Annotated in this window: 20 protein-coding genes; 12 read left to right on the top strand and 8 right to left on the bottom strand. The window is 31.9% G+C overall.

The window, feature by feature from the left end; genetic code table 11:
• The first annotated feature begins 112 nt into the window (after positions 1-112).
• Both AC2DZ0_RS10990 and AC2DZ0_RS10995 read left to right on the top strand, forming a co-directional pair.
• The gene (locus AC2DZ0_RS10990) at positions 113-2,707 is read left to right on the top strand and encodes a TonB-dependent receptor (protein WP_484641789.1); all 2,595 of its coding nucleotides are present in this window, start codon (positions 113-115) and stop codon (positions 2,705-2,707) included.
• A gap of 141 nt (positions 2,708-2,848) precedes the next feature.
• Entirely contained in the window at positions 2,849-4,213 is a 1,365-nt protein-coding gene (locus AC2DZ0_RS10995; RefSeq protein WP_484641791.1) for a hypothetical protein, read from the top strand.
• A gap of 20 nt (positions 4,214-4,233) precedes the next feature.
• On the opposite strand, the gene AC2DZ0_RS11000 is transcribed toward AC2DZ0_RS10995, so the two are convergent.
• Together AC2DZ0_RS11000 and AC2DZ0_RS11005 are read right to left on the bottom strand one after the other, a co-directional pair.
• A complete protein-coding gene (locus AC2DZ0_RS11000; RefSeq protein ID WP_484641792.1) occupies positions 4,234-5,346 on the bottom strand; it encodes a T9SS type A sorting domain-containing protein in 1,113 nt (370 codons plus the stop codon).
• A gap of 159 nt (positions 5,347-5,505) precedes the next feature.
• Positions 5,506-6,432, bottom strand: a complete 927-nt coding sequence (locus AC2DZ0_RS11005; RefSeq protein ID WP_484490107.1) for an SPFH domain-containing protein — start codon at positions 6,430-6,432, stop codon at positions 5,506-5,508.
• Between the two features lie 231 nt (positions 6,433-6,663).
• Between AC2DZ0_RS11005 and AC2DZ0_RS11010 the strand changes: the two genes are divergently transcribed.
• Positions 6,664-7,050, top strand: a complete 387-nt coding sequence (locus AC2DZ0_RS11010) for a 6-phosphogluconate dehydrogenase (protein WP_484490108.1) — start codon at positions 6,664-6,666, stop codon at positions 7,048-7,050.
• 76 nt (positions 7,051-7,126) lie between these two features.
• On the opposite strand, the gene gltX is transcribed toward AC2DZ0_RS11010, so the two are convergent.
• Complete coding sequence (gene gltX, locus AC2DZ0_RS11015; protein ID WP_484641793.1) at positions 7,127-8,653, bottom strand: glutamate--tRNA ligase; 1,527 nt, start codon at positions 8,651-8,653, stop codon at positions 7,127-7,129.
• A gap of 188 nt (positions 8,654-8,841) precedes the next feature.
• Between gltX and ybeY the strand changes: the two genes are divergently transcribed.
• From ybeY to AC2DZ0_RS11040, 5 genes are all read left to right on the top strand, one after another.
• Positions 8,842-9,252, top strand: a complete 411-nt coding sequence (gene ybeY / locus AC2DZ0_RS11020; RefSeq protein WP_484641794.1) for an rRNA maturation RNase YbeY — start codon at positions 8,842-8,844, stop codon at positions 9,250-9,252.
• A 49-nt stretch (positions 9,253-9,301) separates the two neighbouring features.
• On the top strand, positions 9,302-11,179 hold the full coding sequence (gene mnmG / locus AC2DZ0_RS11025; protein ID WP_484641796.1) for a tRNA uridine-5-carboxymethylaminomethyl(34) synthesis enzyme MnmG: 1,878 nt from the start codon (positions 9,302-9,304) through the stop codon (positions 11,177-11,179).
• Positions 11,180-11,308: 129 nt separating this feature from the next.
• On the top strand, positions 11,309-11,950 hold the full coding sequence (locus AC2DZ0_RS11030; protein ID WP_484641797.1) for an HAD family hydrolase: 642 nt from the start codon (positions 11,309-11,311) through the stop codon (positions 11,948-11,950).
• A 154-nt stretch (positions 11,951-12,104) separates the two neighbouring features.
• A complete protein-coding gene (locus tag AC2DZ0_RS11035) occupies positions 12,105-13,040 on the top strand; it encodes a class I SAM-dependent methyltransferase (RefSeq protein WP_484641798.1) in 936 nt (311 codons plus the stop codon).
• A 110-nt stretch (positions 13,041-13,150) separates the two neighbouring features.
• Positions 13,151-13,531 (top strand): hypothetical protein, encoded by a 381-nt coding sequence (locus tag AC2DZ0_RS11040; protein WP_484641800.1) that lies wholly within the window; start codon positions 13,151-13,153, stop codon positions 13,529-13,531.
• Between the two features lie 354 nt (positions 13,532-13,885).
• On the opposite strand, the gene AC2DZ0_RS11045 is transcribed toward AC2DZ0_RS11040, so the two are convergent.
• The 3 genes from AC2DZ0_RS11045 to AC2DZ0_RS11055 are packed head-to-tail and all read right to left on the bottom strand — an operon-like array spanning position 13,886 to position 16,178.
• Positions 13,886-14,281, bottom strand: a complete 396-nt coding sequence (locus AC2DZ0_RS11045; protein ID WP_484641801.1) for a DoxX family protein — start codon at positions 14,279-14,281, stop codon at positions 13,886-13,888.
• An 11-nt stretch (positions 14,282-14,292) separates the two neighbouring features.
• Positions 14,293-15,600 carry a carboxypeptidase-like regulatory domain-containing protein gene (locus AC2DZ0_RS11050; RefSeq protein WP_484641802.1) on the bottom strand — a complete coding sequence of 436 codons (1,308 nt, stop codon included), beginning with the start codon at positions 15,598-15,600 and terminating at the stop codon, positions 14,293-14,295.
• Positions 15,601-15,608: 8 nt separating this feature from the next.
• On the bottom strand, positions 15,609-16,178 hold the full coding sequence (locus AC2DZ0_RS11055) for an RNA polymerase sigma factor (RefSeq protein ID WP_484641803.1): 570 nt from the start codon (positions 16,176-16,178) through the stop codon (positions 15,609-15,611).
• Between the two features lie 102 nt (positions 16,179-16,280).
• On the opposite strand from AC2DZ0_RS11055, the gene AC2DZ0_RS11060 reads away from it, so the two are divergent.
• From AC2DZ0_RS11060 to AC2DZ0_RS11070, 3 genes are all read left to right on the top strand, one after another.
• On the top strand, positions 16,281-18,113 hold the full coding sequence (locus AC2DZ0_RS11060; RefSeq protein ID WP_484641805.1) for a vWA domain-containing protein: 1,833 nt from the start codon (positions 16,281-16,283) through the stop codon (positions 18,111-18,113).
• A 23-nt stretch (positions 18,114-18,136) separates the two neighbouring features.
• Entirely contained in the window at positions 18,137-18,835 is a 699-nt protein-coding gene (locus AC2DZ0_RS11065; RefSeq protein WP_484641806.1) for an SIMPL domain-containing protein, read from the top strand.
• Positions 18,836-19,040: 205 nt separating this feature from the next.
• Positions 19,041-20,240, top strand: a complete 1,200-nt coding sequence (locus AC2DZ0_RS11070; protein WP_484641807.1) for a LamG domain-containing protein — start codon at positions 19,041-19,043, stop codon at positions 20,238-20,240.
• 236 nt (positions 20,241-20,476) lie between these two features.
• Here AC2DZ0_RS11070 and AC2DZ0_RS11075 read toward each other — a convergent pair whose 3' ends face one another.
• A complete protein-coding gene (locus AC2DZ0_RS11075; RefSeq protein WP_484641808.1) occupies positions 20,477-21,487 on the bottom strand; it encodes a hypothetical protein in 1,011 nt (336 codons plus the stop codon).
• A 168-nt stretch (positions 21,488-21,655) separates the two neighbouring features.
• Between AC2DZ0_RS11075 and fbp the strand changes: the two genes are divergently transcribed.
• Positions 21,656-22,681 (top strand): class 1 fructose-bisphosphatase, encoded by a 1,026-nt coding sequence (fbp, locus tag AC2DZ0_RS11080; protein WP_484490122.1) that lies wholly within the window; start codon positions 21,656-21,658, stop codon positions 22,679-22,681.
• Here fbp and AC2DZ0_RS11085 read toward each other — a convergent pair.
• Positions 22,678-23,637, bottom strand: coding sequence for a substrate-binding periplasmic protein (locus tag AC2DZ0_RS11085; RefSeq protein WP_484641810.1), 960 nt, complete (start codon positions 23,635-23,637; stop codon positions 22,678-22,680). The two genes, fbp and AC2DZ0_RS11085, sit on opposite strands and share 4 nt — an antisense overlap.
• Between the last annotated feature and the right edge of the window lie 52 nt (positions 23,638-23,689).

The following is a 23,689-nucleotide window of genomic DNA, read 5'->3' on the forward strand; positions in this document are numbered from 1 at the left end:
CCCATTTGGACTAGTTTCAAAGTTTTATAGAACCATTAAATATTCTAATTTTACCCAAAAAAAATAATTGATTATACATTTGAATCAATTTAATTTTTATCAAAACAAAACCATGAAAAACATAGTAAAAACTGCCCTGACGATGCTAGTATTGTTCATTTTTGGAACTACAGCACTAGTTGCACAAGACGCAAATGTTAAAGGAAAGATTATTGACAAAGTATCAAATGAGTCTGTACCTTTTGCAACCGTAATTATCAAATCAGATGTAAAAAGAGATGGTACAAGTACCGATGATAATGGAAAATTTGATTTTGAAAATTTAGTTCCGGGTAAGTATACAGTAACGGTTTCGTATATAGGTTTTGAAGATACGGTGATTGAAAATGTTGAAATAGAAGATAAAAATCAAAACATCAATCTTGGTGAAATTTTCTTATCCGTAAATACGGAAGCTTTAAGTGAGGTAGAGGTTACTGGAGTAAATAAAACGCAAGTAACTAAAATTGATAGAAAAACCTATTCTGCCAAGGATTTTGAAACTGCAAAAGGTGGAAATGCAGCAGATGTTTTAGGAAAACTTCCTTCTGTAACAGTACAGCCTGATGGAAATGTTTCTGTGCGTGGAACTTCTGATTTTATGGTGTATTTAAATGGGAAACCTACAAATATTGATGCTTCAACTTTATTGAATCAAATTTCTAGTAATGATATTGATAAAATAGATATTATTTCAGTTCCAACGGCACGTTACGATGCACAGGGAAAGGGTGGAATTATCAACATTAAAACAAAATCTAGTGGATTGCAAGGTTTTGCAGCAACTGCAACCGGTACTGTAGGAGGTGCACCATGGGCAAATGATAGAGATGTGTATAGCAATCATAGCATGAGAGATGATCGTTATGTAGCAGGTGTTAATTTAATGTACAACACCGAAAAAATATCTTTGCATGGTTCTTTTAACTATAATGAAAAGAACGTAAACGGAATGCGTATTGGTCGTGCTAGAGTTTTAGTTGATGATACTACGGATCCGTACACTTATTTTCATATGAATGCCCAAGGAGAACGTCCAGAATGGTATAAATATTATTCTGCTAATGTTGGGGTAGATTTTCATATAGCAAAGAATAAAGAATTGTCTTTGTCTTATTTCTATGGTAACAGAAATAATGGTAGAGCTGCTTATTATATTTATAATACGTTTGACGCCGATGCCGATGGAAATGAAATTGCAAGTGTACCTTTAGATGAAAATTATATTTACAATCCAAATATTGATAATAGATATGGAGATTATAATACAGCGAGTATTGATTATACAGTAGATTTTGAAGAAGGATCTAACTTAAAATTGTCAGGTACTTATGAAAGTTCAGGATTAAGTAGAGAGTTATCAAATACCAATTATTTCTATAATACTAGAGAAGACTTAGATGCTGATGTAGATAATGGATATAGTGGAGCTATTAATACTAGTAAATATGGAATGTCGGACAATACTCCTTTAAAAGGGTATAGAGGTTCTGTAGATTATGCCAAAACATTAGACAACGGTTCAGAAATAGGGGTTGGTGCACAAGTGCAATACATCGGAATTAAAGGAGATTTTGAATTTCAGAATGATTATGTAACGGATGATTTGAACAATTCCATAGATTTAGATAGAACGGTTACTGCTGCCTATATTGATTATTCAGGTTCTGGTGATAAAATCAGCTATAATTTTGGGTTGCGTACGGAATACGGACAACAAAATACATTCATCTCAAATACATCTTATTTAGGAGATTTTGGTTTGTCTGAAGAGAATGATTACGAACAAAATAAATTAGATTTTTTCCCATCAGCTCATATTAGCTACCAAAAAAGCGATAATACTAAATATTTATTAGCAGCTAGTAGACGTATCAATAGACCTTCTTTAACTAAAATGGCTCCTTTTTTATACCGTCGTCATTTTGAAGTATATGTTATTGGAGATCCAACCCTAGAGTCAGAATACCTTAACAATGTAGAATTTTCATATGAAACAAACATAGGAAAACAAAATATCAATGTAACAGGATTTTATAGAGGTACTGAAAATGCGGTGTTTAGAGTAAATACGACTACTACAGCATTAGAAAACCCTGAAATGAATGCTATTTTAAAGGAAGATGTATTGATTCGTTCTTATACAAATGCAGGAAATTCGGCAGCAATTGGAGGAGAGTTAACAGCTAATTTATTTATCAATTCTTGGGCAAAAATGTTAGTAGGTGGTTCTTTGTATAACTTTAAAATTACAGGAGATGTATTTGGTTATGCAGTGGATCAAGAGAGTACTAACTGGAGTTTGAAAGGAAATATGAATGTAGATTTAACAAAGGAATTAAGTACTACATTTGATTATAATTTCCAGTCGGCAACGGTAACTTCTCAAGGTTCTAATGATTATTTCCAAATGGCGAATATTGCTTTTAATTATGCTCCAGAAAAATTACCAGGATGGGATTTTAGTTTGAGAGGGTTGGATTTATTAAGTACTAACTTACAAGGATTAGATACCAATGCCTTTAACAATAAAAATCAACAAATATTCTACCAAGAAACAGAGTACCACAGAAATGGTCCTATTGTTGAATTAGGAGTTACGTATACTTTTAATAAATTAAAATCTAAGAAAGCTAAAAAAGCTTCTGCGGAAGAGCATTTTAAATAATAGACGCTGTCTGGTTTGATTAAAACCTCTGTTGCTAGAGCAACAGAGGTTTTTTTGGTTAATAGAATCAAATTATTGGGATAAAATGACTTAGCCTTTCTTAGTAGTTTTTCAGAAATTTGATTTCTAAAGATATTTTACATGAAGAATATATGTTTGTCCTTGTTGATTTTTTCTTTTTTTGCTTGTGCAGCTTCAGAAAAATTTAATGAAATAGAAAAGGATTCTGAAACAGATAGTATTGAAGAAACTTTTGTAGATCCCATGATTCCAGTTGGTGATGTTTCTGATATTTCTTTATATCCTTCGAAACCTTATTTACAAGACGGAGCTGGCTATAAAGGAAAAGAGTTTAATGCAGCTCAAGAGAGTACATGGATAACCTATCAAAAAGTTGGTGGGATAACAGATAGTGCGGTTTTAGAATCAATAATTGATCAGGTGAGTGCTAGTGGTGGTGGGCATATACGCATTCCATCAGGGAAGTATTTTTTTAAGAATATTGAATTAAAATCTAATGTCTTTATTACTTTTGAATCGGGTGTTATCATTCATATGGATGTAAATCTAGGAGGGAAGGGTTTTTTGTTTAATGTAGGTGTTACTCCAAACCAACCTATGGTAGAAAACGTACAACTTATAGGTTTGGGAACTCGTGAAAACCGACCTAAATTATATTTGGATAGGCAAGGAAATGCTTTTAGGAGAGCTGTAGCTTTCGGTTATGCAAAAAATGTAATTGTTGAAAATTTTTCCATTTATGATGAATATACTAAAGGAACTGCTATTGCCTTTAATCCAGTTCTAATAGATGAAGAAAATGCGCATATTCCAGAAAATGTTACCATTGCTAATATTAGTATGACGGGAGCCTCTATAGGATATGGATTGGCGCAAACAAATACAGGTAGAAATATACTCTTAAAAAATTTAGTTTGTGAGGGGGGAATGACCTGTAGAATAGAAGCGCATACTGGGAGGCATTTAGATATCGGAGTTTATAATATCATTATTAAAAATGTAGTGAGTAAAAATGGAAAGGCAGCAGTTTTGTTACAACCACATTCTGTTGTAAATGGAAGGGTAATGGTTGATGTAGCAAATTCAATTGGTAGTTCTTGGACCCTATTTTTGAAAGAAGGTTTTGTTGCGAAAGATTCTAAAAGAAGAGCCAAAGGTTCTTTTGATGCGAGTTCTACTTTTAAAAATATTAGTATGACATCAACAGATGATACTGCTTCTATGTCTTTTAAAAATTTTAAATATGTACCAGAAAGTATGAAATATTTATACCACCCACCTAATTTTGTTAGGAACGAGGCAGATGTAAATCATACTTTGGGAGCTAATGGTGAATTTTCTAATGAAAGTCCAATTCAAGGCCCGTCAGTAGCAGTAATATTTATAGATGCAAGTTATCCTTTAAATATTCCAAAAACGCAGGAAATAGCCTTAAATGGAGTTGTTTTAGATAGAAAAAAAATATACAGAATTGAAAAAATATAGTTTTTTATTATTATCTATAATTATTGAATAATTACCTTTTTTGTTTCTGTTTTTCCTGAGGTTGTTGTTTTAAGAATATAAATTCCAACAGCTAATTCTGAAACATTTATTTTGTGTTTTAATTTTTCTTGCAAACTTGTGGCAACAGGAATTCCAGAAATGGTGTATAAGATGTAACTTGTATTTTTTTCAGATTCAATAAATAAATATTCTTTGGTTGGATTTGGATAAATTTTATTTCTGGTTAAGATGGTAGTATCTATTGATAATTCATCTTTTAACGAAAAATGAATGGCATCGATGTAAAATTTACCGGTTCCACCGCCATAATCAGGATCATTTAAAACTTGAATATTTAAATCTGCATTGACAACATTTGCTTTCAATTCAATTTCTTGAGTAATAGCGACCCAAGTATTTTTTTCAATAGTTGAAATATCCCATTTTGTAGAAAGCCAAGGATTGGTAATTTGTGTGTAAAAAGCTTCTATATCTGTTTCTTCTTCTACAAATACTTCTGCTGTGATGGTGTACAAACCTTGGTCTAAATTTAAGAGACCTTCTTCATTTGTACTGATAGTACTGGTTCTTTTAGTTTCTGGTGCTGAGATTTGAAAGTCGTCTATATATAAAAAACCATTTCCTAAAGAATTTAATGGAATTGAAAAGAACATGTTTGAATTTATTACATCTGCATCAATAATTACCTCTTGGCTTAATAAAACCCAAGTATCGGTTTCAATAGATGCTATGTCCCAGTTGATAACTTGCCATGGCGATTTGATGGTGGTTTTTAAACTAGTACTCTCACAATTCGCATCCTTCCAGATATACATTGTGATTGTTTTGGTACCACTATTAAAATTAAGTTGCACATCACTTGTATGTATCTTTGGTTCTGCGGTTACCAAGGTTTTATCTTCACAATTGAAGTATAGTGAGTTATTACCTGTATTGGCTTTTGTGTCAGTTATATTCCAGAAAGATTCATCTGCAGGTTTCCACCAACCATCAAGTTCAAAACCAAAATATTCTGTATCTAAATGTGGTGTTAGTTGTGCGTTAACATTGGACGCATTAAAAATTAACAAGGCAAAAAAGCAAGAATATAATATGGAGGAGAGGTGTTTCATTGTATAGTGAAATTAATCGAACTACAATGATAATTAAATAATTGATGAAAGCTTGCTAGTTGGTTTTATTCTCTCTTTTGTTTGTTTGATATGGGTAAAATTGAGTTATAAAAAAACCTCTTTCAGTTAAGAAAGAGGTTTTAAGTTGGTTGTATAGCATTATTCCTTTTTCAATTCGTCTTTTGATTTATTGGAACTTTCGTTTATTTTATTTGCTGCTACCAAACTGGTAACCATATCATTTAACATAGAACTTGCCGCATTTGGATTGTTAGGTAATAGGATCAAATTACTATTTGTGTCAGATCCAATAGATTGTAGTGTATCATAATGTTGCGTAATTACAATTAGGGCAGAGGCTTCTTGAGAATTAATTCCTGCTTTATTTAGCACATCAACAGACTCCTCTAAACCACGCGCAATTTCTCTACGTTGATCAGCAATACCCATTCCTTGTAAACGTTTGCTTTCTGCTTCTGCTTTGGCACGTTCAACGATTAAGATTCTTTGTGCATCACCCTCAAATTGAGCCGCTAATTTTTCACGTTCGGCTGCATTAATTCTGTTCATTGCTTCTTTAACCTGGGCATCTGGGTCGATATCAGTTACTAAAGCTTTTACAATATCATATCCATAATCTAACATGGCTTGTTTTAATTCTCTTTGAATGGCTAGTGCGATGTCATCCTTTTTTTCAAAAACGTCATCTAGTTTCATTTTCGGAACTTCGGCTCTAACTGTATCAAAAATATAGGCTGTAATTTGATCGTGCGGATTCTGTAATTTATAAAAAGCATCATATACTTTTTCACGTAAAATTTGGAACTGAACGGAAATTTTTAATTGTACAAAAACATCATCTTTAGTTTTTGTTTCTACAATGACATCTAGTTGTTGGATTTTTAAACTTACTCTTCCTGCAATTTTATCTACTACGGGTATTTTAAATTGTAGTCCAGATTGTCTGATACCAACAAATTTTCCAAACCTTTCTACAATGGCTGTTGTTTGTTGTTTTACAACAAAAAATCCAAGAAATAAGATAATGACAATAGGTACAATATAAATTGATAAAGAGAGCTGCATAGTATTTTTTTTTTTTAGTTGGTTAAAGGTAGGAAAATTCGACTTAGAATTAATCCCTAGAATAAAAATATATTTAGTTTCATTATAATGTTTTACTTAGGGTTGTACTATGTGCATTATAAAGAAGCTTGGTTTTTATCTGAAGTAGTGTTGGTATGTTGCTTGTAGAAAAAATACAGTAAGTAAATCCTATGGGATAATTAGTATATTTGTATTTAAAATTTTTAAAAAATGAAAAAGTTTCTTTTTGGATTCATCGGAATTCTTGTCGCTGCCATCGCATTATATTTTACGGTTGTGTATTATTTAACCTATAGTGAAGGTTATAGATCGGGGCAGTTGGTTAAAGTAAGTTATAAAGGTTTGGTTTTTAAAACTTGGGAAGGACAGTTAAGTCAAGGAGTTTCTGATGGCCAAGTTTTTAGATTCTCTATAGAGGATAAAGAGGAAAGGGTAATCAAACTATTGCAAGACTATCAAGGAAGCAATGTAAGACTTCGTTTTAAGGAGCGTTATAGTACTTTTGCTTGGTGGGGAGATACCAAGTATTTTGTGATAGATGTTGAAAAAGTGGATGAGATAAAACAGAATAAAAAAAGTCTCCACGACGATTTATAAAAAGCTAATTAAAAATAGAAAAGCACCTTTGAATGTTCAAAGGTGCTTTTTTTATGTGATATCAATAATAGAAATCTTATCCTAGTGTTTCAATAGCATATTCAATTCTCTCTAAGGTTTCTTTTTTTCCGATCATAGCAGCAATATCAAATAGGTGAGGTCCTTTTAAAGCACCTACCAAACTTAAACGTAAAGGTTGCATCACTTTTCCAAAACCGATTTCTTGAGAAGTAATCCATTCTTTTAAAATAGTTTCTACATTTTCAGAAGAGAAATTTTCAATTGAAGCTAAAACATTTTGTACTTCTTTCATTAATGGAGATGTTGTCTCCTTCCATTGTTTTTTAGAAGCTTTGGCATCAAAATCTGATGGGTTTTTAAAGAAATAGTCACTTAAATCCCATAGATCTTTTACAAAAACAGCACGTTCTTTTACCAATTCAATTACGGTTTCTACATATGAATTTTCAGAAGAAATTCCTTTTTCCTCTAAAATTGGTGTAAAAAGAGCAGCTACCTCTGCTGATGACTTTTGTTGTAAGTATTGTTGATTGAACCAATAAGTTTTTTCTGGACTGAATTTAGCTCCGGATTTACTTACACGGTCCAAAGAAAATTCTTTCGCTAATTCTTCTAAAGAAAAAAGTTCTTGTTCCGTTCCTGGGTTCCATCCCAACATAGCTAACATGTTTACAAAAGCATCTGGTAAATAACCATCCTCTCTGTAACCTCTAGAAACCTCACCGTCTTTTTCGTTGGTGTATTCTAATGGAAATACTGGGAATCCTAATTTATCGCCATCACGTTTGCTTAATTTTCCTTTTCCTACAGGTTTAAGAATTAAGGGTAGGTGTGCAAATTCAGGGGTGTCCCAACCTAAAGCATTGTAAAGTGCAATATGCAATGGTAAAGAAGGCAACCATTCTTCACCTCTAATAACATGAGAAATTTCCATCAAATGATCATCAACAATGTTTGCTAAATGATACGTTGGCATACCATCACTTTTATAAAGTACTTTATCATCTAATAAAAATAGTTTAAAGGAAACGTCTTTACGAATTAGATCGGTTGCGGTTAAAATATCATTTTCAAAATTTGGGTCATACATTTTAAAACGTACAACATATTTTTCTCCTGCTTCAATTTTTGCGGCAACTTCGTCTTTAGTTAAAGTGAAAGAGTTGTTTAAATTTTGACGGGAGGTATGGTTATAAATAAAAGGTTCTTTATTTGCTTCCGCTTTTTTTCTTTCTTCATCTAATGCTTCTGCCGTATCAAAAGCATAATATGCATGTCCACTTTCTATTAATTGATCTGCATACTGCTTGTATATATCTTTTCGTTCAGATTGACGGTAGGGACCAAATTTTTCATTCTTACCTGGGGCTTCATCAAAAGGTATTCCACACCATTCCATGGCATCCACGATATATTGTTCTGCATTAGCAACGTATCGAGTTTGATCTGTATCTTCTATTCTTAGAACAAAAGTTCCATTGTGTTTTTTTGCAAATAGATAATTGTACAATGCGGTTCTAACGCCTCCTATATGTAAAGGTCCGGTTGGACTTGGTGCGAATCTTACTCTTACGTTGTTCATTTTTTTTGAATTTTAAAATGCAAAAATACAAAAAGTAGTGAGGAGTTATCTATTCTTGAGATTTAGTTTGTTGGATATTTTTTTCGGTTTAGAGATGGGTCAGAGGTTCGTGTTAATGTTTAGTTTTCCACTTTTTCTGGAAAAGCTAGAACTCAAAAGTAATTGGTATCTTTGCAGAAATTTTCAAGATGATAGAATTTAATTACGAAATAGATTTTAAGCTTAGTGATGAACTTTTATATTCCAAATGGATAGAGGAAGTGATTCTAGGTTATGAATTTTCTTTAGGAGAATTAAATTATATTTTTTGTGATGACGCATACCTTTTAAAATTGAACGTGGAGTTTTTAGAACATGATACCTTAACGGATATTATAAGTTTTGATTATACCATGGGGAAGTTGGTTGGAGGTGATATTTTTATTTCGTTAGAACGTGTGAAGGAAAACGCACTTGAATTTTCACATAATTTTGAAGAGGAATTGAAAAGGGTGATGATTCATGGGGTTTTACACTATATGGGTTATAAAGATAAATCCGAACAGGAGAAGAAGGAGATGAGAAATGAAGAGGATAAATCGATATCTTTATTTAAATAATTGATAATCAGTATAATAAATATTTTGTTCCACGTGGAACTTTGAAATTATGAGTTTATTTACAGAAACATACGATGTAATTGTTGTTGGTGGTGGTCATGCTGGGTCTGAGGCGGCTGCGGCTGCTGCGAATATGGGAGCGAAAACCTTGTTGGTTACAATGAGTTTACAGAATATCGCTCAAATGAGTTGTAATCCGGCGATGGGTGGTATTGCAAAAGGACAAATTGTACGTGAAATAGATGCTTTAGGTGGTTATTCAGGTATAGTGACTGATGAAACTGCGATTCAATTTAAAATGTTGAATAAATCAAAAGGGCCTGCGATGTGGAGTCCACGTGCTCAAAGTGATCGTATGCGATTTGCCGAGAAGTGGAGAAATATGCTTGAGAATACTGAAAACTTAGATTGTTATCAAGATATGATTTCTGGTTTGGTTATTGAAAATAAAAAGATAACCGGTGTCAGAACTGGGTTAGGATTTGTGATCAAAGCTAAAACGGTAGTGATAACTGCGGGTACTTTTCTTAATGGTTTGATTCATATTGGTGAGAAAACTTTTGGTGGCGGTAGAGCAGGAGAAAGTGCTTCTACTGGGATTACTGAGGATTTGGTGAAAGAAGGTTTTGAAGCGGGTCGTATGAAGACAGGTACACCTCCTAGGGTGGATGCTAGATCTTTAGATTTTTCTAAAATGATTGAGCAGCCAGGTGATGCGAAACCTGAAAAGTTTTCATATTCTAAAACTACAACGAAGCTTTCGGAGCAACGTTCTTGTTATATGTCTTATACTTCGCAAGAAGTGCATGATTTGTTGCGTGAGGGCTTTGATAGGTCTCCAATGTTTAATGGTAGAATTCAAAGTACAGGACCAAGATATTGTCCGTCTATTGAGGATAAAATTGATCGTTTTGCAACTAAAGATAAACATCAAATTTTTGTAGAACCGGAGGGGTGGAATACTAATGAAATTTATGTGAATGGATTTTCTACGTCGTTACCAGAAGATGTTCAGGATAAAGCCTTGCGTAAAGTTGCTGGATTTGAGAATGTAAAATTTTTGCGTTTTGGATATGCTATTGAATATGACTTTTTTCCGCCTACTCAATTAAAGCATACTTTAGAAACAAAGTTGGTTGAAAATTTGTTTTTTGCTGGTCAGATTAACGGGACTACGGGTTACGAAGAAGCAGCATCACAAGGATTGATGGCTGGGATAAATGCTGCGCTAAAAATTCAAGATAAAGAGCCTTTTATTTTGAAACGTCATGAAGCTTATATTGGAGTTTTGATTGATGATTTGATAACTAAAGGTACGGAAGAACCTTATCGTATGTTTACTTCAAGGGCGGAATATAGAACTTTGTTGCGTCAAGATAATGCGGATTTGAGATTGACCCCTAAGGCATTTGAATTAGGAATGGTTTCTCAAGAACGTTTAGATCGTGTTAGAGAGAAACAAGAAAAAACGGATTTATTTGTAGCTTTTTTAAGAGAGACGAGTGTGAGTCATAAAGATGTAAATCCTATTTTAGAAGCTAATAATTCTGCTCCAGTGAATCAATCGATGAAGATGTTTAAGTTGGCAGCACGTCCACAATTGAATTTTGAGGATGTAAAAAAGTTTCCGAAAGTTCAAGACTTTATTGATGCGAATGGAATCGATGATGAGATCATTGAACAGACTGAAGTTCATGTTAAATATGCAGGTTATATAGATAAAGAAAAACGCAATGCGGATAAATTATCTCGTTTGGAGAATGTTTCTATTCCTGATAGTTTTGATTATCATAAAGTAAAATCGTTGTCTACTGAAGCGAGACAAAAATTATCAAAAATTAAACCGGTAACAATATCACAAGCGAGTCGAATAAGTGGTGTTTCACCAAGTGATATTTCGGTACTCTTGGTGTATATGGGAAGATAAAAAAAGAAAAGTTCCACGTGGAACTTTTTCTTTTTTAAGGGTGGTTTTAGTTTTGAGGTGTTGGAATTAGGTGCTGCTTTAAAAATGGTGAACGTATTTTTTTTAATAGAGTATTATAAATAAAATGGTATGAAATACAAGTGTGTGATTTTTGATTGTGACGGTGTTTTGGTAGATACTGAGCATATATCAATAGGTACCTTTGTGGAGATGGGAAATAAATTGGGAGCTAATATCGACTTTGAATTTGCCATGGTTAATTTTCTTGGGAAGTCTTTGGAGTATTGTTTTGAATATATTGAAAAGCGATGTACAGAACCTTTTCCGAAAGATTTTGAAAAGCAATATAGAGCAATTAGTTTTGAGAAATTTCAAAAAGAACTGCAAGCAATTGATGGAGTAGAAGAGGTTATAAAAAACTTAAAAGTTCCTTTTTGTGTTGCATCCAATGGTCCATTAAATAAAATGCAATTGAATTTAAAGACGGTTGGCTTAGATACTTATTTTGGAAAGAATATGTTTAGTGCCTATCAAATAAATAAATTCAAACCAGATCCATCTTTGTTTATTCATGCAGCAGCCACTTTAGGTTTTAAACCAGAAGAGTGTGTCGTTATTGAAGACAGTACGGTAGGAGTGCAGGCAGCTATTGCAGGAGGATTTGATGTTTTTGGTTTTGCGAATAAAAGAAGTGAAGCTTTGTTGAAAGAAACAGGAGCAAAATTATTTTATAGCATGCATGAGTTGTATGATTTGTTAGAAAAGCAATAATCAGCTAAGTTTGGCTGAATATCACAATAGAAATAGTTTGAGGTTATTTTTAAATAATTAGAAATGTCAGTTCTAATAATTTTCGAGGGAAAATTGTATCGAGAATTGTGTTTCATTTTTAGAAATAAGTAATAAAAAAATATATAGAAATAATATGTCTGCAAGAGCTGTAAATACGCCCCCTAAAATTAATAGTTTTGAAACCTATGTTTCTTGTAAAGATCATTTGGTTTCAGGAGAAAAATTTGATCTATTATTAGATGATAGTTTAGATCTGTTAATGACGAATCCTAAACCTGAAGAAGATCAATTAGGAAAGTATTACGAAAGTGAAGAATATATTTCTCATACGGATGGGAAAAAATCTATGGTAGATGTAGTGTATCAGCTGGTGCGTAATTATACCCTAAAAAAGAAATTGAATTTGATCAATTCTTTCCAAACAGAAGGAAAAAAAATTTTAGATATTGGTGCTGGTACAGGAGATTTTTTAAAAATATGTTCAGATAATAATTGGAAGGTTACCGGAGTTGAGCCGAATGAAGGAGCAAGAGAAATTGCGTATAAAAAATCAGAAAGTAACAACGGTGTTTTTTTTGATTCTGTAGATACTCTTAAAAAGGAGGAAAGTGTTTTTCTAGGATATGATGTGATTACGATGTGGCATGTTTTAGAACATGTACCTAATTTAGATGAAACCATTTTTAATCTTAAAAAATTACTTAAACCAGAAGGTGTTTTGATAATTGCAGTTCCAAATTTTAAAAGTTACGATGCTGATTATTATAAAGAGTTTTGGGCGGCCTATGATGTGCCACGACATTTGTGGCATTTTTCACAAACAGCTATTAGACGGTTGTTCTTTTTTCAAGGAATGGAAGTTGTAAAAACCTTACCTATGAAATTTGATTCTTTTTATGTTTCGTTGTTAAGTGAAAAAAATAAAACAAAAAAAATGAATTTCTTGAATGCTTTTAGAATAGGATTGAAATCTAATTTAAGGGCAAAAAAAACAAATGAGTATTCATCATTAATTTATGTGATTAAAAACACGAAAAACTGGCTTAAAGATGGTTTTAACGGTGTTTAATAGTGGTTTGATATAAAGTGTTGTTTTTTTTAAGAAAAGGGCTTAAACCGTATTTATTTGAGGCCTTTTTTTATGGGTTAATTTTTAAAATATTGTAGATCGTTTGTAGTATGGAATTAGACTTTGTAGAAAATGTAAATGGCTTGGACGAACATATTGTGCGTCTTTTTAATTTCGATATGGCAGAGGCTATTTTGTTTCGAGATTTATTGCAGAAAACGATTGTAGAGAAAAGAGAAAAATTAGACTTGTCACAAGTAGATTTTATATCGAGGCATAGTTGTAATTTGATTTTTGGTTTGTTTAAATCCGATGAAGGAATTTTAACTAAAGACAAAGAAACTTTCTTTTGTATTTTAACAAACGAAGGTTTTAAAGAAATGATTACTCTTCTAGAACCTTTTTGTAAAAAGGAATCGAAAAGTTTTACTTATTTGTATGATGTAGATACTCCCATTGATTTATTATTTGCTCCTTTTGCGAGCAGGTAATTTAAAAAGATGTATGTTTCTTAAAATATAGAGAAATTTAATTGAGAGTATAAAGCTTTCATTTTTTATTAAATAATACATTTTTGGAAAAAAATCGTTCTTTTTATGCAAGACTGAATTTTTTTTTATGCCAATCTATCTCTTAGATTGAAAATTAGCGTTGAAATTCAAAAATGAGTTTGCTAAACCTCTCAAAACGCATTTAAAACCTTTTTAAGAGAGTTAATAGGTTTTAATTATAGATTTGGGTTAAGGGTTTTAAAAAAGCGATTTAAACCCATTTTAAGAGGTTTGTTTTTAATAAATCTTGTTTATGAGGTTTGTTTGTTTTGATAGATTTTAATTATAAGTAGTTTAGTTCAATAGATAAACGCCAAACACACTTAAAATAAAATATACGGTTAAGGAAGTAGCACCAGGGTAATCTTTTGCAATTCGTTGTCCTATCAACATGTATAAAATTGAAATACACGAAAATGTTGAGCCCAATAAGGCAGTTTCTTTTTCTTGATCTATAAATAGTTGGTATATCCCGACACTAATAAAATAGACCGTTAAAACTTCAAGTAAAACCAAAAATGCGATCAATGGTTTTATAAAGCTTTTAATAAAAGTGTTTTTAAAAGTTTCGGAGATATAGGAAATGGTCCCTTGCCAATCACTGAATTTTTCAATTACAGAAATGACGAATGTGATCAGTAAAAATAAAAGTATTAACAGCTGTGGTAAATAAGGATGATGGATGTTCATAAAGTAACAGTTTAGTAGACCTCAAATTTAATTAGAATTTTTTCGTCTATAGGTAAATTATCAAACTTAGAAGGTTCCCAATTTTCTGATGTTTTTAGGATGCGGGTAATCTCCTTTCTAATTTTTCTTCTGACTTTATTTCTAAATTTTATGTTAGAAATTTTTCCGTTTTCCTGAATTTTGAATTCCAAATAAACTCTGACGGTTTCATCATCAGATACAAGACTTTCATCAAAAGAATCAATAATCCAATCCGTAAAGTCTTCTAAATCTCCTTGTGGAGGCAGAGATAAAATAGATCCAATAGAGTCTTTATGTATGGATACTCCCGCCACAATTCCAGAGAGTGCTGTTGCTAAATCTGGATGTATATTTTTTTCTAGGTCTTTAGATTTAATACGAGTAACAGAACCTGTTACTTCCTTTTTTTTCTGAGTACCATAACCTATTACCACAACCTCTTCAAGACTTTCTTGATCTTCTTGCATCACAACAAGCATAGAATCTGTGGCAGGTTTTACTGCTTGCTCAAAGCCTAAATAATCAAAAACCAGGGTTGCGGTGCTATCTCCTTCTATTTTAAAGTTTCCATCAAAATCTGTAATACTTCCAGTATTACTTCCTTCAACGAGTACATTAACACCAGGTAAGGGGTTCCCATCTTCCCCTAAAACAGTACCGATGATACTGTTTGAAATTTCATCATCATCATCTTCTTCTTCGGCGATGGATATGATGATAGTTTCATTTAAGTTGGATTCCGGAACAACGTTTTTTTTAAGTCTTAAATTTTGCTTCGATGGTCCTTTTATTTGTGGTTGGGTTGTGACAACTTCTTCCATAATAATTTCCTCTTCTACAGATATCTCAGGAACATTTTTTACAGATTCTTCTGGTGTTATAGGGATTTCTCGCTCAAGGATAATTGGTTCTTTTTTTTCTAATTGAAGTTTATTTTCTTGCAGTTTTAATTCTTGAAATGGAGGTGGTTGAAAGATATTTTCTTTCGGTAGATCTGGTCTATTGGTAAGATAAAAATAACTCGCCATTCCGATAATTAAAACTAAGGAGGCTGCAGCGTTGTATTTTCTCAAAAGCACCACAATACTTTTCTTATTTTTCTTGTTAGAAATTTGTGTCTTTAATTTTTCTACATCTGTTAAATATTCATGTTCCTCTAATATGTCTAATCCTTCTAAAGCCTCAGTTTCGAAATTACTTTTCGTAGCATTTTTTTCAAAGACATGCCTTTCCTTATTTGTTAATTTATCTAACAGATAATTTTTAAAAATTGAATATGTGTTTGTAGATTTTTTCATAATTCAATCTAATTTTCAAGACAGATTTTTAAATTTCTTTTTCCGTTTTGAATATAACTTTTCACTTTTTTTTCTTCTAAGTTTAATGCTATGGCAATTTCTTTATAACATTTATCATGATAATAGAATAAAGAGATGCATTGTTTTTGTTCTTCCTTCAACTTTTGCAAGCATTTTTCTAAAGCACCATTTACCATAGTATTGTCTTCTCTATCTATAGGGTGCATTTCTTGAACAGTTTCCATAAAAAAATCGGAACTATATTTTTCTATATGCTTTTTCTGAGAAGATTTTTTGCGCAATTCCATCAAACAATAATTGCGAGTTACACCATGTAACCAACTTTTAAACTCTCGGATTTCATGTTTTTGAATTTCATGAACAAGTATTTCAAAAATTTGAATAACGGCATCTTGACTATCCTCTCGTTGCTTTAAATATTTCAAACAAACGCCATAAACAAGATGTGTATATCTATTAAATAACACGCCTAAAATTTCTAAATCATGATTTTTTTGAAATTTTTTTACTAAGTCGGAATCGCCTAGTTTATCAGACTTTTGAGAGGAAAATATCACAAGTCTAAAGTACACATTAAAAAAAAAACAAAAAACTTTTATGGAATATTAGTGACATCTGCATCTTATTAGAAAACAATGTTTCATTTAAATAAAAAAATCATGAAAAAATTAAACCTAATTACACTTTGTATTTTATTAGTATCAATGTTTGCATCAGCCAAAACTATAACCGGAAAAGTAATTGATGAAAATGGTGATCCCTTGCCAGGCGCTTCAATCTTAGTGAAAGGAAGCCAAATAGGTTGTATTACCGATTTTGACGGAGCTTTTAATATTCAAGCAAAGTCTGGAGATATCTTGGTCACTACTTATATTGGTTATCTCACTTCTGAAAATAAAGTTGGAAAATCCAATAGGATCACAATTCAATTAATTGCAAGTCAAGATTGTTTAGAAGAGATTGTGGTAATAGGTTACGGTACCCAGAAAAAGAAAAATCTAACGGGTGCTATGCATTCTGTTACTGTAGAAGAAGCATTGATGGGAAGAGTTTCAGGAATAGCTGTACAAGACCAATATGAACTTATAAATGATGAAAGTTACGCCTCTGTACAAGAAAATGGTTTTAAAAACCCAACTCAAAATCCGTTATCTACTTTTTCAATTGATGTAGATGCTGCATCGTATAGCAATGTAAGAAGGTTTATCAACAATGGAACTTTGCCACCTGCAGATGCCGTTAGAGTAGAAGAGATGATCAATTATTTTGATTATGATTACCAACAACCAAAATCAAAAGATCCTTTTGCAATCAACTATGAACTTTCTGACTGTCCATGGAATTCTGAAAACCAATTATTGCATGTAGGCTTGCAAGGAAAGCAGTTGGATATAAAAAATGCACCGTCTAGCAACCTAGTTTTTTTAATTGATGTTTCTGGTTCTATGTCGAGTTCAAATAAATTACCCCTTCTAAAAAAAGCCTATGCCTTGTTGGTTGAACAATTAAGAGAAACAGATAAAGTAGCAATTGTGGTGTATGCGGGAAGTTCAGGAGTGGTGTTACCTTCAACAACTGGAGACAGAAAAAAAGAAATAATAAATGCGATAGAAAAATTAAATTCAGGAGGAAGCACTGCGGGTGCACAAGGTTTAAAATTGGCGTATCAAATAGCTGAAGAAAATTTTATTGACGGAGGAAATAATAGAATAATTATGGCCACAGATGGAGATTTTAATGTAGGTCAATCTAGTGACAGTGATTTAGAAAAAATGATTATTCAAAATAGAGACAAAGGAATATTTATTTCAGTTACTGGTTTTGGAATGGGGAATTATAAAGACAAAAAAATGGAAATAATAGCCGATAAAGGGAATGGGAATTATAGTTACATAGATAATATTCTAGAAGCTAAAAAAGTATTTGTAAACGAGTTTGGAGGAACGCTATTTACCATTGCTAAGGATGTAAAGATTCAAGTAGAATTCAATCCAGCTCTTGTAAAAAGATATAGACTGGTTGGTTATGAAAATAGATTATTAAATGATGAGGATTTTCAAAATGATAAAAAAGATGCTGGTGAGTTAGGAGCAGGTCATACCGTAACAGCTTTGTATGAAATCATCCCAACATCAAGTACTAAAAAATTAGATACAGATTTAAAATATCAGAAGGTTTCAAAAGTTTCTAAAACAGCTTTTGATTTAGAAGTAGCGACAGTAAAGTTTAGGTATAAAAACCCAATGGGAATAAAAAGTAAGTTGATTGAAATGCCTATAAAAAATGAAGTTACGAGTTTTGGAAAAACTTCCGACAATTTTCAGTTTTCTAGTGCTGTGGCTGGTTTTGGAATGTTGTTAAAAAATTCAGATTATTTTGAGGAGATAACGTTTAAAGAAATTGAAAAAATAGCAAAAAAATCAAAAGGGATTGATGCCAATGGATACCGAGCAGAGTTTATCAGATTGGTAGAAATGGCCTCATTATTATAATTAGAAATTAAAATTAGAACATTATGAAAAAACTTGGAATTATTATGATTATGCTTAGTGTATGGTTAGGAAATGCACAGACTAAAAATTTTATTGATCAACCTTATATTGATACTTCGGCAAAAGTGGATACGTTGGTGGTGCCAGATCGAATTTATCTAACGATTATTTTACAAGAAGAAGATTCAAAAGGGAAAATATCTTTAGAGAATTTGGAGCAAAAAATGCAAAAAGTACTGGAAAATTCTAATGTTAATTTAAAGGAAGATTTAGAGTTAAGAGATATGTCTAGTAATTTTAAAAAATACTTTTTAAAGGATAAAGATATTCACAAAAGTAAATCTTATTCGTTATTGTTACATGACGCTTCAACTGCTCAAAATGTATTATTAGCATTAGAAAAGGTTGGCATTTCAAATGTTTATTTAGAGAAAACTGAATATTCAAAAATGGATGAATTAGAACTTGTTTTAAAAACAAAAGCTATTCAAAAAGCAAAAAAACAAGCAAAATATTTAACACTACCATTGGGGCAAGAAATAGGAAAGGCTATTTATATAATGGATAGAAATCAACAGCATAATAGGTATAGAGCAAATAATCTAGATGAAGTTGTGGTGATAGGATATGGCTCAGCAAAAAAGGAATCTAGTCCTGAAACTTTTGAATTTGAAAAGATTCTAATTGAAACTAACATTACGGTAAAATTTTTACTCAATTAAAAAATATTACATAAAGCTCTAAAAACGAATAATTTTTAGAGCTTTATTAAAATAGATTAAAACTTGATTTTTTGATGTTTTTATGAGACTTTACAGGGGGTTGTAGGTTTTTTTTTGAGTTTTTTTTGTACAGTTTAAGTATAGTGTAAAAAATTTAACCGCTCTTTTCTATGTTTTATTTTTGTTAGAAATAAAATATAGATCGATGAAACAAGTAAAATATGTAGGTGTTATAGTGGCGGGAATTTTAGTTTCTTGTGGTACTGGTAATTTAAAAGAGAAACCACAAGAATCTGCAAAAGAAGAAAAAATTTCGGCATTAAAGTTACCTGTAGAAAAAAGTGAAATCAACCATGATTTACCGTTAGCAATTAAGAATGTAAACGACTGGAAATTGCAAGAAAGTGTTTCTGATGAGTTTAATTATAACTTCGAAGCGCAAAATAAAAAAGCAAAATTTGGAAAAAGTGGGAAGTGGGTAAATTTTTATCATAGCAATTGGGACGGACCCGGTACCACCTATTGGAAATACAATCATGTAGCTGTAGATGGTTCTGATTTGGTAATTAAGTCTTCAAGGTGGCAAGCAAAAGGAGAGTTCAATCCTGTTTCTTCCAAACCCAATAAAATGAATAAACCTAATGGAGGAATCAATGCTGGGTGTATTTCTTCAATAGATAAGGTTGTGTATCCCGTTTTTATTGAGTCTAAGTCGAATGTTGCAAATATAGTTTTGGCTTCTGATGTTTGGCTTTTAAGTCCAGATGCAACACAAGAAATTGATATCATGGAATGTTATGGAGGTAAAGAACCAGGGAATTCTTATTTCGCAAAATCTATTCATGTAAGTCATCATTCATTTATTAGAAAACCTTTTACAGATTATCAGCCAAGAGACAAAGGAGCATGGTACCAAAGAGAAGGGGTTACCGGATGGGGAGAATATTGCTATAATAACGGAGAAAGAAGAGATGTAAGAACTGGGGTTTATTGGAAAAGCCCATTCCATTTTGAGCATTATATTGATGGGGAGTTGATTCGTGTGTTACATGATAAAGCACTAGCCACAAAGGTGAAAGGTATTTGGGAATATGGTTATCCAACGATGACAAATGGAAAATTGGATGTTACCAAGGGAAAACAAAAAATTACAATAACAAATACTAGTACTGAATATTCGTTTGAAGAATTAGAAAAGGCAAATGCCATTTCTAAAGTAAGTATTATTGATCCGTATGAATATCAACATGGTAAGGGGTATACCAAACCGTTGAATATTATTATCAATTTAGAATCCCAAGACTGGCATGTAAAAGCAGGTAGAACTCCTTCTGATGAGGATCTAAAAAACCCAAATAAAAATAAAATGAAAGTAGATTGGATTCGAGTGTATAAGCCAATGTAGTTTTAAAGAATATATGATTAAAATTTTAGCAAAACCCACAATGTTCTCATTGTGGGTTTTGTGTTTTAAATGAAACCTAAAAATTGATGTTATAAAATATAAAACCCCTGTCAGCACGATGCCTTCAGAGGTTTTAACCCTATTACTACTACTACTAATTTTAACCTTCGTAATGTAAGGTATGTGTTACTAGCTCTATTTTAAAGATGCTATAGAGCTAGGTACTTAGGGGTAATTTATTTTTTTCTACCTTTTTTAGGCATTAAAGCTTTAAGTTCATCTTCATTATTTACTACAATTGTTTCTTCTTCAACAATTACAGAAACAGGGAATACCAATTCCGGACGAGTTCCTTCTTCTAAAGTTTCTTTATATGCTTTCATGGCATCAGCATCTGCAATTTCTAAATCACCATCCGCAGTTACTACAGAAACTGGAAATACCAATTGTGGTTTGCTTGGTCTTTCTGGTTTTAGGGCTTGTAACTCATCAGCATTGTTTACAACGATTGTTTCTTCGTCAATAATTACAGAAATTGGATATACAAATTCTGGACGAGTTCCTTCTTCTAAAGTTTCTTTATATGCTTTCATGGCATCAGCATCTGCAATTTCCAAATCACCATCTGCAGTTACCACAGAAACAGGGAATACCAATTCAGGTCTTGCAGGTCTTTCACCTCTTTCTGGTTTCAAAGCCTCTAATTCTTCTTCGCTATTCACAACGATTGTTTCCTCATCCATAATTACAGATATAGGATATACAAAAGCTGGTTTCACACCTTCTTCTAATGATTCTCTATAAGCTTTAAAAGCTTCTTTATCGTCTATAGCAAGTTCACCTTCCGAAGTGGCAACATTTACAGGAAATACTAATTCAAAAGGAGGTCTTCTGTGTTTTCCTTTCTTTTTACCAATCAAGGCTTTCATTTCTTCTTTGTTATTTACAGTGATGGTTTCTCCATCAACTGTAATATCTATTGGATAAACAATTTTAGCTCTTGCATTTTTGTTTCCATATTCAGTTAATTCTTCATCATTAGAAATAACTACTTCCGTATCGTCGTCGTTTACTGCAGTAATTGAATACTTAAATGAAAGTGTTTCAACGGCAGATTTGATGTCTTCATTTGATAATTCAGTTGAATTTTCAGATGCAATGATCTCTTCAGTTAGGCTTTGGTCACAAGAAGTAAATACTCCCATTGCGATAAATAATGCTGCAACCGTGTTGGTGAATTTTTTCATGATATAGAATTTTTAAGTTTAATATTTATGGTCTCTGTATATAAAACAAGCATCTTTTAAATAACCCTACCTAAAAATTTAATTTTTTTTTAAAAAAAGTATTTGCCTGTGCTTATGTAGGTTTTTAAAAGAAATAAATATGTAAATTAGACTTAAAAATTCTATATCATGGAAAATTTACAACATACTACCTTAGGAGAGTTTATTATTGAAAATCAAAAACAGTTTAAATATTCTTCTGGAGAGTTATCTAGGTTGATCAATTCCATTCGATTGGCTGCTAAAATTGTGAACCACGAAGTTAATAAAGCAGGCTTGGTGGATATCCTTGGCGAGGCTGGAGAAAGAAATATTCAAGGAGAAGATCAGCAAAAGTTGGATGTATATGCAAATGATGTTTTTAAATCGGCCTTGATTAACAGAGAAATTGTTTGTGGTATTGCCAGTGAAGAGGAAGATGATTTTGTGACTATTGAAGGAAAAGAAAATAGTCATTCAAATAAATATGTTGTTTTGATTGACCCCTTGGATGGGTCTTCTAATATAGATGTTAATGTATCTGTAGGAACCATTTTTTCAATTTATAGAAGGGTTACCCCAGAGGGAACACCAGTTCAGATTGAAGATTTTTTGCAAAAAGGAAATGAACAAGTTGCTGCAGGATATATTGTGTATGGTACTTCAACAATGTTAGTGTATACAACAGGCCATGGGGTTAATGGTTTTACTTTAAATCCTGCTTTAGGAACATTTTATTTGTCACATCCCGATTTGAAATTTCCTGATTCAGGTAAAATATATTCTATAAACGAAGGAAATTATGTTCATTTCCCACAAGGAGTTAAAGATTATTTAAAATATTGTCAAGAAGAAAAAGAAGACAGACCATATACTTCTAGGTATATAGGTTCTTTGGTTTCTGATTTTCATAGAAATATGATTAAAGGAGGAATTTATCTATATCCTACAAGTTCAAAATCGCCACAAGGAAAATTAAGATTGTTGTATGAATGTAACCCCATTGCTTTTTTAGCAGAACAAGCCAATGGGAAAGCTACAGATGGGTATGTGAGAATCATGGATTTAAAGCCTACAGAGTTACATCAAAGAGTTCCTATTTTTTGTGGAACCACTAAAATGGTGGAGAAAGCAGAAGAGTTTATGGCTAAATATCCTGAAGATAAAAATTATTAAATTTTTATTTGTAATCCAATTGGTTTTGGTAGTTCATTTTTTTGAGCAGGAATATTATTTTTATAAACTTCTGGTAAGCTTTCCCAATCTGGATAATGTTTGTTGTTGAAATAAAAACCTTCTGTTTTTGTTTCGTCGTAGAAAAGTGAATAAGCCCGATTTGAGTTTTTTTCTACAACTAGATTTGAACTTAAAATAATTTCAGAAACTCCATCGTTATCAACATCAATTTTTATTCGATCTAATTGCATAATGTCATTATAACTACCATCCTTCATCATTTTTTTTATTTGCATATTGAAATCGGCCATTATTTTTTTAGCATTGGGAACATTTTTATGAATAGCAAAATGCAATGATTTTTTTGAATATGGCTTTTGAGAAATTTCTAAATATTTATTGACATCATTTACTTGGTATTCCAGCAGGTATTGAATTAATAAATTATCTACTAAAAAATAATCTATTTCTCCTGAAAGTAATTTTTCTAAATTTTCTTGATTGTTTTTACTGAATACAAATTCAATTTTTTTGTTCTCCGTAATTTCATCTCCGTAAGCGTAACCCTCTATCAGTCCTAATTTTTTGCCATTTAAATTAGGGTTGTTTACGTTTTGGTTTTTATTAGAAACCAATACAAGTTGGTTTTGCAGATAGGGGTCCGAAAATAACATGGTCTCTTCCCTTTTTTTAGTTTTCCACAATGCAGCACTACCATCATAAGTATTTGTTTTTATTCCATCGATAACCTCTTTAAAATTTAAAATAGAGGTGTTACTTTTTATATTGGATTGAGAAAGTGCTTGTTGTACAATTTCTAAAGCAATAGATTTTTCCTTTGCAGCGTTTGTAAAAGGAGGCCAAATATCAGAAGCCAATTTTAAGTCCTGAGAAGAGGCGTTAAAACTTGAGATAAAAAGAAAACTTAGTAAGGCTAGGAAGTAATAATTTTTCATAGTTTTATTGATGTTAGGTAAAATCAAAGATACATGATAATTTGTTGAAAAT

The sequence above is a fragment of the Flavicella sp. IMCC45668 genome (assembly GCF_057219105.1).

Excerpts from the sequence above, each read along its gene's own strand:
- AC2DZ0_RS10990 (WP_484641789.1), top strand. The coding sequence starts at position 113 with ATGAAAAACATAGTAAAAACTGCCCTGACGATGCTAGTATTGTTCATT.
- AC2DZ0_RS10995 (WP_484641791.1), top strand. The coding sequence starts at position 2,849 with ATGAAGAATATATGTTTGTCCTTGTTGATTTTTTCTTTTTTTGCTTGT.
- AC2DZ0_RS11000 (WP_484641792.1), bottom strand. The coding sequence starts at position 5,346 with ATGAAACACCTCTCCTCCATATTATATTCTTGCTTTTTTGCCTTGTTA.
- AC2DZ0_RS11075 (WP_484641808.1), bottom strand. The coding sequence starts at position 21,487 with ATGAAAAAATTCACCAACACGGTTGCAGCATTATTTATCGCAATGGGA.
- AC2DZ0_RS11070 (WP_484641807.1), top strand. The coding sequence starts at position 19,041 with ATGAAACAAGTAAAATATGTAGGTGTTATAGTGGCGGGAATTTTAGTT.
- AC2DZ0_RS11030 (WP_484641797.1), top strand. The coding sequence starts at position 11,309 with ATGAAATACAAGTGTGTGATTTTTGATTGTGACGGTGTTTTGGTAGAT.
- AC2DZ0_RS11005 (WP_484490107.1), bottom strand. The coding sequence starts at position 6,432 with ATGCAGCTCTCTTTATCAATTTATATTGTACCTATTGTCATTATCTTA.
- mnmG (WP_484641796.1), top strand. The coding sequence starts at position 9,302 with ATGAGTTTATTTACAGAAACATACGATGTAATTGTTGTTGGTGGTGGT.
- AC2DZ0_RS11035 (WP_484641798.1), top strand. The coding sequence starts at position 12,105 with ATGTCTGCAAGAGCTGTAAATACGCCCCCTAAAATTAATAGTTTTGAA.
- gltX (WP_484641793.1), bottom strand. The coding sequence starts at position 8,653 with ATGAACAACGTAAGAGTAAGATTCGCACCAAGTCCAACCGGACCTTTA.
- AC2DZ0_RS11045 (WP_484641801.1), bottom strand. The coding sequence starts at position 14,281 with ATGAACATCCATCATCCTTATTTACCACAGCTGTTAATACTTTTATTT.
- ybeY (WP_484641794.1), top strand. The coding sequence starts at position 8,842 with ATGATAGAATTTAATTACGAAATAGATTTTAAGCTTAGTGATGAACTT.
- AC2DZ0_RS11040 (WP_484641800.1), top strand. The coding sequence starts at position 13,151 with ATGGAATTAGACTTTGTAGAAAATGTAAATGGCTTGGACGAACATATT.
- AC2DZ0_RS11085 (WP_484641810.1), bottom strand. The coding sequence starts at position 23,637 with ATGAAAAATTATTACTTCCTAGCCTTACTAAGTTTTCTTTTTATCTCA.
- AC2DZ0_RS11010 (WP_484490108.1), top strand. The coding sequence starts at position 6,664 with ATGAAAAAGTTTCTTTTTGGATTCATCGGAATTCTTGTCGCTGCCATC.
- fbp (WP_484490122.1), top strand. The coding sequence starts at position 21,656 with ATGGAAAATTTACAACATACTACCTTAGGAGAGTTTATTATTGAAAAT.
- AC2DZ0_RS11065 (WP_484641806.1), top strand. The coding sequence starts at position 18,137 with ATGAAAAAACTTGGAATTATTATGATTATGCTTAGTGTATGGTTAGGA.
- AC2DZ0_RS11050 (WP_484641802.1), bottom strand. The coding sequence starts at position 15,600 with ATGAAAAAATCTACAAACACATATTCAATTTTTAAAAATTATCTGTTA.
- AC2DZ0_RS11060 (WP_484641805.1), top strand. The coding sequence starts at position 16,281 with ATGAAAAAATTAAACCTAATTACACTTTGTATTTTATTAGTATCAATG.